This window comes from Providencia sp. PROV003 (assembly GCF_045040775.1).
Classification (GTDB): Bacteria; Pseudomonadota; Gammaproteobacteria; order Enterobacterales; family Enterobacteriaceae; genus Providencia; species Providencia huashanensis.
In genome coordinates this window covers 4,538,261-4,550,808 of record NZ_CP096369.1, presented here as the reverse complement: position 1 = coordinate 4,550,808, position 12,548 = coordinate 4,538,261, and the positions used below count along the sequence as shown (strand labels likewise).

The window sequence follows — 12,548 nt, the reverse complement described above, 5'->3', positions numbered from 1 at the left end:
CAGCTATGACTTAAAAATCATAATTCACTTGTAACCAGAATTGACGACCCGGATCATAGGCTTTAATAACACGGTTATCGTATGTAAAGCGATCTGATATATTTCTATTATTCAATACGTTGTTGACTTCAACTGAAACGCCAAAACCGTAAGCGAAGTCAGGTTTCCAGCCTAGACGAGTATCCCATGTGTATTTACTTGCGAAGTGTTGTTTGGTGTATTTACGAACTTGACCATATTCAGGGTCAAAATCGTACGCATTGTCATAGCGAACGGCTTGAGAGCGAGCTCCCCACCATTGCAGCCGGTTGTACCAAGTGACGTCGTAGTCATCCCAAACACTGGTCATCTCTAGATTAAGTTTAATTGGTGAGTTAAAACTGGTAGACGGTAATTTTGATGCATCGATAATTTTGCCGTTGTAAGAGACTTTATCGAGGTTAACGCGATTGCTAGGGTCATATGAGCTGTAACCCGCATCTTTTGGCGTATTACTTTCTGTTTGCTGCCATGTGAAAGACGCTGTCATAACATGAGACGCATCAGCCCATTCCCAAGGTTGGCTATTATTAACGGAAAGGGTTACGGTGTCGTGTGAGCTGCGACCGCCATTATCAAAAGTACGGATACTGCGTGTATTTGGATCTCGGGGATTGTCATACTTGGTACGGTTTCTGACTTCATCATAACCTTCACGATGCACATATTGTAAACGCCATGTGGTGGATAAAATATCTTGTTGTAATGCAAGAGTAAGTTCATCGTTATACGGTGTTTTTAATGATTCCAGCCCCTCATAATCTTTTTGGTTATCCCAATCATTTTTGTTTGGATTTAGAGAACAAGCCATTGATTCGCTATATGCCATACAGTTTTGCATACCGTCATTCTGTGCACCATATAGCGCATAAGTCAGCATTGAGCGGCCATAATAACGGTTAGCTCCCGCAATAATTTGGGTTTTGCCATCCCCAAAGACATCGTAAATCCCACTTAAACGAGGAGCAATATTGGTACGGTTTACAAAATCATCACGATCGAGACGAACTCCAGGACGTAGCGTTAATTTGCCATATTGAATACTGTCATCAAGAAAAATGGCATAGTTGGTATAATCTGCAGAATATGAGCCTTGGCGGAAACGCGTTATGTTGCTAAGGTACCCTGAGTACATGTTGTCTAGCCCAATCTCTCCGGTATAGGTATAACGGAAATAATCACGATCTCGGACATAAGTCCCTTTGGTATAATTCGCCTCAGCCCCTAAAGTGGAAGTATGAATTAAACCTAAAGCATCTTCTTTAGGATCAAAGCGCATCACGGTTTTTAAGCCGTGAGTTTTTTGTTTTGATTCCAAGTCTCCTAAACCGCCACTGTTTTGTTCAACCATGTTCCAGTTGTCATCGAATGCACGTATTGTTAGAGAGTATTTTTGATCATTTTTACGATCATCTTTCAGGTCTTGTGTACTTGCGGTAACTTCAAGCTGGCCGAGGTCAAATTTTTGTTTGTACACAGCTGTGAAGCCAAGCCCATCATGGGTTGAGTCATATCCTGAATTGGCAATCGTTGATGAAAAGAGGCGGCTATCGTAATTAGCATAATTGGCAGACAAATCTAATGAACTCTTCTCTGATAAATCTATCGAATATTTTAAAAAGTAGTTATCAGAGATACGGCGCTGGTTTTTTTTACCGTAAAAACCGTCAAAAGGTACGATTTGGTTATTTTCAAGCACATAAGCTTCACCACCAACGACAGTCATTGGAATAGTAGAACTACGGCGAGAGGCAGAAAATACGATACCTGAATTATCGGTTACACCCGCTTCAAACCAGCCACCAAAGTCACTTTTATCATAGCGATTTTGGAAACGAGCAGGATTGGATGTGTCATTTTTTGATGTATCAATACCTTGAGTGGAATCGTGGAAAAGGTTGTTCCAACCGGAGCGGGTTAAGCGATAATACGCGTGAGCGCTATTTTCCCCTTGCCAGCGGCGGCTATTTACTTCTACCGTTCCCCCCGTAAATCCACCAAATTCGACAGGAATGTTATTGTCATACACCGTCATACTGTCGATAAGACGGCTATCGATGTAGATCCCTTGGTCGCTACTGCTCAAACGGGTTGAGGTTTCACCAAGACCATTGTCCGCGGGGTCAAAATCGTTGTTAAAGCTTACTCCATCAAGGCGATAGGCGTTTTGGTAGCTGCTTGAGCCGTGGATTGAGATACGGGAAGGTTTGATTTCCCCTTGGTTCATTGAATTACTGTCATTGTTGGCAAATTGCACTGCTGGATTAGTCTTCATTAAATCGGTGATATTGCCATCGCCCGTATTTTTTTGGCTAATTTCTTCAGAAGTCACATATTGCGGTGCTGACATAACATCGGTCGCAGGGTGGTTTTGTATCACACCAGACACTTGGGTTTCCGGTAAAACCAATGTGCCTTGGTTTAAATTCTGCTGGTGGATAACAAAAACACCATTTTCATTGACAAGTTCTAAGCCGCTACCGATAAGTATTTTTTGTAATGCGGTTTGTGCGGAGTAGTTGCCCGATAATGCAGGTGCTCGTAGGCCATTAAGTTGGCTCTTATCATATAGCAACTGGATTTGCCCTTGGCGGCTAATTTCAGCAACAGACTTAGCAAGGGGTTGCTCTGGCAAAGAGAAGGTAAGTTCTTGCGCAGAAGCTGATTGACAAACAATGGCACTACTCACTGCGACAGCAAGAGCGAGCGGCCTTAACCGGCTTTGAGTAAACTGAATTGACATAGATATCCCTTATTCTTAAGCTGCACAAAAAGTGTGCGAAAAATGCGTCATTAAAAGAATGACTACTTAAGAAGAGGGTGAAATGAGAATTATCCTCACCTGCAAATGAAAATATTTTTCATTTATTTTTTTTATTCTGAATAATCAATATGTTATTTTTATCTTGATACACGACTTGTACGGGTAATAATGATGGGAGAGCTTGAAAGAACTGTTCAGGGTGGCGCAAATTAATACGACCAGAGATTTTACTCTTGGCTAAACTTGCTGGCGAAAGCTCGACATGGGCTGACGAATAGCCACTTAATTCATCAAGTACCTCAGATAGCGGTTTATCGACAAATACCAATTCACCAAAACGCCAGCGGGCCACTTCTAACGCGTCAATATGTTGGCGCGTAATTTGGCTATTTGGCGTAGGGCTAACGGCGCTATCCCCCGCCAGTAAAAAAATAGGCTGGCCATTGTCAGTATTTTCAAAGCTGACAATGCCTTGGCTAACATTCACTGAAACTTGCTGTGCGACTTTATTGACTTCAAATTCAGTGCCAACGACTTGAATGCGTCTTTTATCCGCTTGGATAATGAATGGGCGGTAAGGGTTTGATTTTACTTTAAAATAAACGTTTCCCTTTTCAAGTAAAATATTACGGACTGGGGTTTCGTAGGCCACATGAATACGGGTATTACGGTTAAGAAATAACTGGGAGCCATCTGGTAATGTGACTTCTTTAGGGGAGTCTGTAGCGACTAAAGTCATGTTATTAAGTAACATTGAAGGCAGGTGGCTGTAGGGTAAGAATAGAACAGCAGCAATAAAAAAAGCCGCTAAGGTATTCCCCAAAGGGCGCCAAAGGCGAAAAAAGGGGCGTTTTTTCTCTGTAAATTCGACACTGGCAGGGCGGGGGAGCATGTCAAACTCCCGCCAAACAGCGGCAATCGCATCATAAGCTTTGGCATGTTCAGACGAAGCCGCGAGCCATTGCTTAAATTGCTCGGTTTCAAGTGCGTTGATGCGTTGGCTGTGCATGCGAGTAAACCACAGCGCCGCTTCCTCATCAATACGGTTTGCATCATCTGATGTTTGCAAAGAATTATGTGTCATTACGGGTTATTGCCCTGATTATCAAGGTGTTTTTTACAATGAACTAGTGCTGCCGCAATATGTTTTTCCACCATACTGATTGAAATTTCCATTCGCTCAGCAATCTCACTTTGAGATAACCCATCAAAACGATAAAGTAAAAAAGCTTCTCGTCGGCGAGGGGGTAATGTTTCGAGAGCGTCACTTAACAGCTGGATACGTTGCTGATGTTCCAGAATTTCACTGGGATCAGCTTGCCTTTGTTCAAGATTGAATTCATGTATGACTTCATCAATGGGGGTTTCTGATGTCGTTTGACGTTGGTTGCGTCGCCAGTGATCAATTAAAACATGATTAGCAATTTTAAACAGGTAAGCTCGGCTCTCTTTTACTGGTGTTTTTTCTTTGCGATTAAGCCATAGTGTAAACACATCCTGTGATAAATCATCAGCATCATTGCTGTTATCTAGCCGATTGCGGAAAAAGCGCACAAGCTGGCTATATGTTGACTGATATGCTCCGCTAATTTTGCGGGCAAGGGATTTATCAATAGTCATTTTGCTGGTGTTAATATCATAAAATGCACAAACAAGGAGTGGGGACCGATGAATTGTGCTGATTAATAATCTGCTCAGATTACTTTTGTAATTAAATCAATGGGTTATTTTTCAGGCTGTGTTTTTACTAATAATAATGAATATCATTTTTGTTTGTATTATGCCTATAATTAACAAAAAATAAAGTCGTGAGGCAGAATATGAGCAGTATGACGGGCAAGTTCGAGCGCCCGATTTTCCGTCCACTGGGCGGTTTGTTTTTAAGTTGTCTTTTCCATGGAACACTGGCAGTCATTTTCATCGGATGGTTTACTACTTCAATCCCGAAAACAGGGGTATTGCCACCTGCAATTTCACTACAACTCGGGGTATACCAGTTAGAGCAGCAGGCTGAGCCTGAGGTTAACCATGCGCCAAAGCAGCAAGTCACAACGCATGAAGAAGTCTTGCCAGAGGTAGTTGAAAAAACGGAAAAATTACCAGAAACTGCCATCGTAGATAATGGGACGTTAACCAAAGTTAGTGAGAAAAAGCGCCCACCGAAAAAGAAAACAGTACAAGAGAAAAAAGTGCTTGAAGAGGTTCCTACTGCAGATCAAGAGTCTACAGTAACCTCTGCTCCCGCGTCGGGGAGTGAAGCGAGTAGTCGGGCAAATTTTTCCAGTAATGCCTCTGCTGCACTAAGCGGTCACCAAGGCTGGCAGAGTGAAGTCCATCAGCGTATTGCAAAGTCAAAACGTTACCCACGTGCGGCCCTGCGTTTCCGTTCAACTGGGGTTTCTCAGGTAAAAGTGGTTGTGGACAGTAAAGGTGAGGTTATTACTGCCAGTTTATTTAATTCATCGGGAACTAAAATATTGGACAAAGAAGCCTTAGCCACAATTTCACGTGCAGCACCTTTCCCTATGCCACCAGAAACACTGTTGGTGGATGGGCGAGTCGAATTTGTTGCACCAATCGTGTTTGATACTACTTCGATTTAAAATTAACAGTTATTTATCGGCCTGAGGAGGCTTGCTTTTGGGGGCAGGCCGCTTTGGACGGTAAGGCCTAGGTTCTTTTTTTCGTCTCAGACGGGCTGGTTTAGGTTTTATTGTTGTTTTGCTAGTAAGGTCATCAGGTTCGTTTTCTTCAGGGTTATCTTCAGTATTTACCACTAATGGCGGTGGCTGTTTGTGGCCTTTCTTTTTCTTTAAACGCAATAATGTATTGGCTAAAACAAAACCGATACATAAAGCGAACAGAATAAAAATCCTTAATACATTCGTACTGTTATCTGCTTGCTGAATTTCAGCAGAAAGTAACTCGGTATCGATAGTTAAACGCAAATAGCCCTTTGGCTCTTTTGCCCCTTGGATTGGTACAACTAATTGATATTGAAAGTTTTGTAGTGATGAATTGCCATCGATAGCTAGCCGTTCTTTTACGGTGGCGGGTTCGCCGACTTGTGTCACAAGAACGCCATTGGCAGTGTAGATGCTGGCATCTAAAATATACTTATCTTTTGCAATGTTATTTAAATTGGCATTAATTCGGTCTAAATTAAAATCTTTGCTGCCGGGGACAATATAATCGGATAAGCTGAAAGCGACTTGTTCTGCGAGCACGTAGGTCAATTGTTTAAACTGTTCAATTCGGTTTTGGTTTTGGCTATTACCCAAATATGAAACACCATGCATAAGTAAGGTTACCAGCGCAATGCAGATAACAATAATGACTGTTTTATGTAGCCTAAAAGTTTGTTTCATTTGGTTAGTTGATGCTCTTTGTCAGTATATCCGTCATACTTCAGGTTATCGTATTGTTAGCGGCACTTCACTACCTAAAATGAGTGATTTAAGGTATAAATTGCAGCGGTATATAAGATTTAAATAGTATACATAGTTAATCGGCGCAAAAACTAAGGCGTTGGCGTTAAGTATAGTGGCTTCGTTCGGCTACTCGCAACTCATCATTAAAATAAAGATTACATCGATTACAGGAGCTAATTTTCATGTCAACGAGTTTGACCTATTGTTATTTACCCGACGAGATCCAAAAATGGCCCGGTTTGCCACTTTCTTTGAGTGGTGAAGAAGTGATGCCTCTGGATTACCGTGCAGGTGACAGTGGGTGGCTACTATATGGCCGTGGATTAGATAAAGCTAGGATCAGTAATTTCCAACAGCGATTAGGGATCGCGATTGTGATTGTGTCCTCATGGCGTATTGATGATTACCAAGTTGTCAGAATCGCTGGGAGTATTACCCCTAGGATTAAAAAGCTCGCTGATGAATGTTTATTAGATGTGGTACCGCTAGGGCAAATTCCACGTTTGCGTTCACCAGGTCTGTTATTGATGGATATGGACTCAACTGCCATTCAAATTGAATGTATTGATGAAATTGCTCGTTTAGCCGGTGTTGGTGAGCAAGTCGCAGAGGTGACAGAGCGTGCAATGCAAGGGGAGCTAGATTTTACCGAAAGCTTGCGCGCACGCGTTAGCTTACTAGAAGGTGCAGATGCGTCAATTCTTGACCAAGTATTGGAAACATTGCCTTTGATGCCAGGGTTGACTAATTTGGTGCGTAAACTTCAAGCCATGAATTGGCATATTGCGATAGCTTCTGGTGGGTTCACTTTCTTTGCTAATGATTTGCAGCAGCGGTTAAAACTCGCAGCCGCAGTTGCTAACCAGCTCGAAGTTAAAAATGGCAAACTGACTGGTAAAGTCAAAGGGCCAATAGTCGATGCAAAATATAAAGCCCAAACGTTGGTCAAACTAGCTGAAAAACTGGAAATACCTATCGAACAAACAGTGGCAATAGGCGACGGGGCAAATGACTTGAAGATGATCCGTAAAGCAGGGCTGGGTATTGCATATCATGCGAAACCAAAGGTGTATGCAAGGGCGAAGGTGGCTATTCGTCACGCGGATCTCATGGGGGTGATGTGTGTGTTGAGCGGGGGCTTGAAGCACGAGGAACGCTAAATATTCGTTATATTTCGTGCTGTGGCGGTGTTGGCTGCACTCGGCTGCTTGGGTCACATACTTTTGTATGCTCCCCAAGACATCCTCTTTTGCCGCCTAGCCACAACCCGAACTATTTTGAATATTGGTATCTATATTTTATGGTTTGCGCTGTAGCGGTGTTGGCTGCACTCGGCTGCTTGGGTCACATACTTTTGTATGCTCCCCAAGACATCCTCTTTTGCCGCCTAGCCACAACCCGAACTATTTTGAATATTGGTATCTATATTTTATGGTTTGCGCTGTAGCGGTGTTGGCTGCACTCGGCTGCTTGGGTCACATACTTTTGTATGCTCCCCAAGACATCCTCTTTTGCCGCCTAGCCACAACCCGAACTATTTTGAATATTGATATCGATATTTTATGGTTTGCGCTGTAGCGGTGTTGGCTGCACTCGGCTGCTTGGGTCACATACTTTTGTATGCTCCCCAAGACATCCTCTTTTGCCGCCTAGCCACAACCCGAACTATTTTGAATATTGGTATCTATATTTTATGGTTTGTGAGATAGCAATAATCTAAAACTAAGTTAATTATCAAGAGGAGTTTGCTGTGGCGAAAGGGGTAAAAAGGGCGTTTGTCTGTAATGAATGCGGGGCGGATTATCCACGTTGGCAAGGGCAGTGTAGTGCTTGCCATGCATGGAATACCATTACAGAAGTGCGTCTGGCCTCAACAAGCTCTTCATCACGTAATGACCGTTTAACGGGCTATGCAGGGAATGCGGCTGGGGTAAGTAAGGTTCAGAAATTATCTGAAATCAGCCTCGAAGAACTTCCTCGTTTTACTACAGGTTTTAAAGAATTTGATAGGGTGCTAGGCGGAGGCGTTGTGCCGGGTAGTGCCATTTTAATTGGCGGGAACCCGGGGGCGGGTAAAAGTACATTATTGCTACAAACCATGTGCTTGCTTTCACGTGAAATGAAAACCCTCTATGTCACTGGGGAAGAGTCATTGCAACAAGTGGCGATGCGTGCGCATCGACTTGGTTTACCAACAGATTCGCTCAATATGCTATCCGAAACCAGTATTGAACAAATTTGTTTAACCGCGGAACAAGAACAGCCGAAACTAATGGTAATAGACTCCATCCAAGTGATGCATATGGCCGATATCCAATCATCACCGGGCAGTGTGGCGCAAGTTCGTGAAACAGCCGCGTATCTGACTCGCTTTGCGAAAACCCGCGGTGTTGCGATTATTATGGTAGGCCATGTCACAAAGGATGGTTCACTTGCGGGGCCAAAAGTCCTTGAGCACTGTATTGACTGTTCTATCATGCTTGATGGTGATGCCGATAACCGTTTTCGCACGTTACGTAGCCATAAAAACCGTTTTGGTGCCGTTAATGAACTCGGGGTATTTGCTATGACGGAGCAAGGGCTTAAAGAGGTCAATAACCCATCGGCAATTTTCTTAAGTCGCGGTGATGAAGTGACCTCTGGCAGTTCCGTTATGGTGGTCTGGGAAGGGACGAGGCCATTGCTGGTGGAGATCCAAGCCCTAGTTGACCATTCTATGATGTCTAATCCACGTCGGGTTGCTGTCGGGCTTGAACAAAACCGCTTAGCAATTTTGCTGGCCGTGTTGCACCGTCATGGTGGCTTACAAATGTCGGACCAAGATGTTTTTGTGAATGTGGTGGGTGGCGTCAAAGTGACTGAGACCAGTGCTGATTTGGCGTTATTGCTTTCTTTAGTTTCAAGTTTTCGAGACCGGCCGTTACCTAGGGATCTTGTGGTGTTTGGCGAAGTTGGGCTAGCAGGGGAAATCCGTCCGGTTCCAAGCGGGCAAGAGCGTATCTCTGAGGCGGCAAAACACGGTTTTAAACGTGCGATTGTGCCTCATGCTAATATGCCCAAAAAATCGCCGCCAGACATGAAAGTCTACGGGGTGAAAAAGTTGGCGGATGCGCTCAGCATTTTAGATGAGCTATAACGCTTATTACTAAGAGTAAAAAGGAAAATAAATGGCTGAATTTGACTATCTTAAAAACGCAATCAAACGAGCGGGTTACACTCTCCAGCAAGTGGCTGATGCGACAGATATGACCAAAGGCTACCTCAGCCAGTTGATAAACGATAAAATCAAGAGCCCAAGTGCCCAAAAAATAGCGGCTCTTCATCGTTTTTTAGGCCTTGAATATCCCAATAAGCAAAAAACGATCGGCGTGGTGTTTGGCAAATTTTACCCATTACACACAGGGCATATTTATTTGATCCAACGTGCTTGCAGCCAAGTGGATGAACTGCATGTAATCCTTTGCCATGATGAACCTCGTGATAAAGACCTGTTTATTAATAGTTCAATGTCACAACAACCAACTGTCAGTGACCGGCTGCGTTGGTTACTGCAAACCTTTAAATATCAAAAAAACATTCACATTCATTCATTTGATGAAAATGGTATAGAGCCTTATCCACACGGCTGGGAAGTGTGGAGCGATGGTATGAAAGGCTTTTTGAAAAAGCACAATATCCACCCTAGTTTTATTTATTCAGGGGAGGCAAACGATGCTCCTCGCTACAAAAAATATTTAGGTATTGAAACTGTTTTGGTTGACCCTGAGCGCACCTTTATGAATATCAGTGGTAACCAAATTCGTCAGGCACCGTTTCGCTATTGGGATTACATTCCAACGGAAGTTAAACCTTTCTTTGTCCGGAAGGTGGCGATTTTAGGAGGTGAATCAAGTGGGAAATCTACCTTAGTTAACAAATTAGCCAACATTTTTAATACCAGTAGTGCATGGGAGTATGGGCGCGATTATGTTTTTAGCCATTTAGGTGGTGACGAAATGGCATTGCAATATTCAGATTACGATAAAATCGCCTTGGGTCATGCGCAATATATTGATTTTGCAGTAAAATATGCCAATAAAGTGGCGTTTATTGATACGGACTTTGTGACAACGCAAGCCTTCTGTTTACGCTATGAAGGCAAAGAGCATCCATTCGTTCAGGCACTGATCGATGAATACCGATTTGATTTGGTGATAGTACTGGAAAATAACACGCCGTGGGTGGCTGATGGTTTAAGAAGTTTAGGAAGTGATAAAGACCGCAAAGCTTTCCAAAACTTACTCATTGAAATGCTTAAGAAAAATAATATTGAGTTTGTACGTGTAGAGTCCTCTGATTACGATACGCGTTTCTTAGAATGTGTAACCCTCGTTCAGCAGTTATTGATGTTGGATGACTTATAAATAAAGTCACCCAATAAAAAACGGCATCGAATGATGCCGTTTTGATTCTATCTATATGATATCGATCCCTTAAATAATTTGAATTATAGGTAGGCGGCAAGAGAGTGAGTCCCTAGGAGCATACACCAGTATGTGACTAGGTCTCACAAAAGCAGCCAACACCGCTATAATTCTAAATTATGACAAGGATTATTTGGTCATACGCTTATACTTCATACGATGTGGCTGCAGCGCTTCGGCACCTAATGTGCGTTTCTTGTAATCTTCATATTCAGAGAAGTTACCTTCGAAGAAGCTGATATTCCCTTCATCTTGATAATCAATGATATGTGTTGCAATACGGTCAAGGAACCAACGGTCATGGGAAATAACCATTGCGCAGCCCGGGAACTCTAATAGGGCGTTTTCCAACGCACGTAAAGTTTCTACGTCGAGGTCGTTGGTTGGTTCATCGAGTAGCAAGACGTTACCGCCCACTTGCAGTAGTTTAGCTAAGTGTAAACGACCACGTTCACCACCAGATAACTCACCGACGCGCTTACCTTGGTCAATGCCTTTAAAGTTAAAGCGGCCAACATAAGCACGGCTAGGAATTTCAAAGTTACCGATACGCATGATGTCCTGACCGTTAGAAATCTCTTCCCAAACAGTTTTGCTGTCATCCATGGAATCACGGAACTGATCAACAGAGGCAATCTTCACGGTTTCACCAACAGTGATGGAGCCAGAATCAGGCTGTTCTTGCCCTGAAATCATCCGAAATAGTGTTGATTTACCCGCACCGTTCGGCCCGATAATCCCAACAATTGCCCCTTTAGGAATGGAGAAGCTCAGGTTATCAATCAGAACGCGGTCGCCATATGATTTGCTTAGGTTTTCAACATCAATAACCTTATCACCTAAACGTGGACCTGGTGGAATAAATAGCTCACTGGTCTCGTTACGTTTTTGATATTCAACGTTATTAAGTTCTTCAAAACGCGCCAGACGCGCTTTCCCTTTCGATTGGCGGCCTTTAGGGTTTTGACGTATCCACTCAAGCTCTTTCTCGATAGACTTACGGCGAGCCGCTTCAGTTGAGGCCTCTTGGGCTAAACGAGCATCTTTTTGCTCAAGCCAAGAAGAATAGTTACCTTCCCAAGGAATGCCCTCACCACGGTCAAGCTCAAGGATCCAACCTGCTACGTTATCAAGGAAGTAACGGTCATGCGTGATAGCTACGACGGTACCTTCATAGTCGTGTAAGAAGCGCTCTAACCACGCCACAGACTCTGCGTCTAAGTGGTTGGTTGGCTCATCGAGTAACAGCATATCTGGTTTTTCTAGCAGCAGGCGGCAAATCGCCACTCGGCGGCGCTCCCCCCCAGATAGATTCTCTATTTTTGCATCCCAAGGGGGAAGACGTAATGCATCAGCAGCACGTTCTAGTTGGTTATCAAGGTTGTGGCCATCTTGCGCAGAAATAATGGCTTCTAACTCGCCTTGTTCTTTGGCCAGTTTATCAAAATCCGCGCCTTCTTCTGCATAAGCCGCATAGACTTCATCTAAGCGGGTCAATGCACGTTTAACCTCACCAACGGCCTCTTCAACGGCTTCACGCACTGTGTGTTCAAGGTTGAGTTTTGGTTCTTGTGGTAGGTAACCAATTTTTAGACCTGGTTGAGGACGCGCTTCACCCTCGATATCGGTATCAATACCTGCCATGATACGCAGTAATGTTGATTTACCCGCCCCGTTTAGACCTAAAACACCGATCTTAGCCCCCGGAAAGAAGCTCAGAGAGATATTTTTTAAAATATGACGTTTCGGTGGAACAATTTTTCCAACCCGATACATACTATAAACGTATTGAGCCAATTTATTTACCTTTTGATTTATAAAGGGAACTTTAGTTTTTTAGTTTATTTTGCT

General features: G+C 43.3%; 9 protein-coding genes. 4 read left to right on the top strand and 5 right to left on the bottom strand.

Annotation, left to right across the window (positions count from 1 at the left end; translation table 11 throughout):
- Positions 1–10: 10 nt before the first annotated feature.
- The 3 genes from M1F14_RS20800 to M1F14_RS20790 all read right to left on the bottom strand — a co-directional run bounded on the left by M1F14_RS20800 (position 11) and on the right by M1F14_RS20790 (position 4,423).
- Entirely contained in the window at positions 11–2,782 is a 2,772-nt protein-coding gene (locus tag M1F14_RS20800) for a secretin and TonB N-terminal domain-containing protein (protein WP_181469077.1), read from the bottom strand.
- Positions 2,783–2,900: 118 nt separating this feature from the next.
- Positions 2,901–3,887: a FecR domain-containing protein gene (locus M1F14_RS20795; protein ID WP_131680816.1), complete on the bottom strand. Its 987-nt coding sequence runs from the start codon at positions 3,885–3,887 to the stop codon at positions 2,901–2,903.
- Complete coding sequence (locus M1F14_RS20790; RefSeq protein ID WP_048608459.1) at positions 3,887–4,423, bottom strand: RNA polymerase sigma factor; 537 nt, start codon at positions 4,421–4,423, stop codon at positions 3,887–3,889. The genes M1F14_RS20795 and M1F14_RS20790 overlap by 1 nt, the downstream gene beginning before the upstream one ends.
- Before the next feature lie 200 nt (positions 4,424–4,623).
- On the opposite strand from M1F14_RS20790, the gene M1F14_RS20785 reads away from it, so the two are divergent.
- Entirely contained in the window at positions 4,624–5,406 is a 783-nt protein-coding gene (locus tag M1F14_RS20785) for an energy transducer TonB (RefSeq protein ID WP_042847012.1), read from the top strand.
- Positions 5,407–5,415: 9 nt separating this feature from the next.
- Here the strand turns inward: M1F14_RS20785 and M1F14_RS20780 are convergent, their stop codons facing one another.
- Complete coding sequence (locus M1F14_RS20780) at positions 5,416–6,171, bottom strand: AhpA/YtjB family protein (protein WP_042847011.1); 756 nt, start codon at positions 6,169–6,171, stop codon at positions 5,416–5,418.
- A 245-nt stretch (positions 6,172–6,416) separates the two neighbouring features.
- Between M1F14_RS20780 and serB the strand changes: the two genes are divergently transcribed.
- From serB to nadR, 3 genes are all read left to right on the top strand, one after another.
- Positions 6,417–7,394, top strand: coding sequence for a phosphoserine phosphatase (gene serB / locus M1F14_RS20775; RefSeq protein WP_042847010.1), 978 nt, complete (start codon positions 6,417–6,419; stop codon positions 7,392–7,394).
- Positions 7,395–7,984: 590 nt separating this feature from the next.
- Positions 7,985–9,370, top strand: coding sequence for a DNA repair protein RadA (gene radA / locus M1F14_RS20770; protein ID WP_042847009.1), 1,386 nt, complete (start codon positions 7,985–7,987; stop codon positions 9,368–9,370).
- 31 nt (positions 9,371–9,401) lie between these two features.
- Complete coding sequence (gene nadR / locus M1F14_RS20765; protein WP_042847008.1) at positions 9,402–10,637, top strand: multifunctional transcriptional regulator/nicotinamide-nucleotide adenylyltransferase/ribosylnicotinamide kinase NadR; 1,236 nt, start codon at positions 9,402–9,404, stop codon at positions 10,635–10,637.
- A 189-nt stretch (positions 10,638–10,826) separates the two neighbouring features.
- Here the strand turns inward: nadR and ettA are convergent, their stop codons facing one another.
- Entirely contained in the window at positions 10,827–12,494 is a 1,668-nt protein-coding gene (gene ettA / locus M1F14_RS20760) for an energy-dependent translational throttle protein EttA (RefSeq protein ID WP_042847007.1), read from the bottom strand.
- Positions 12,495–12,548 lie beyond the last annotated feature (54 nt).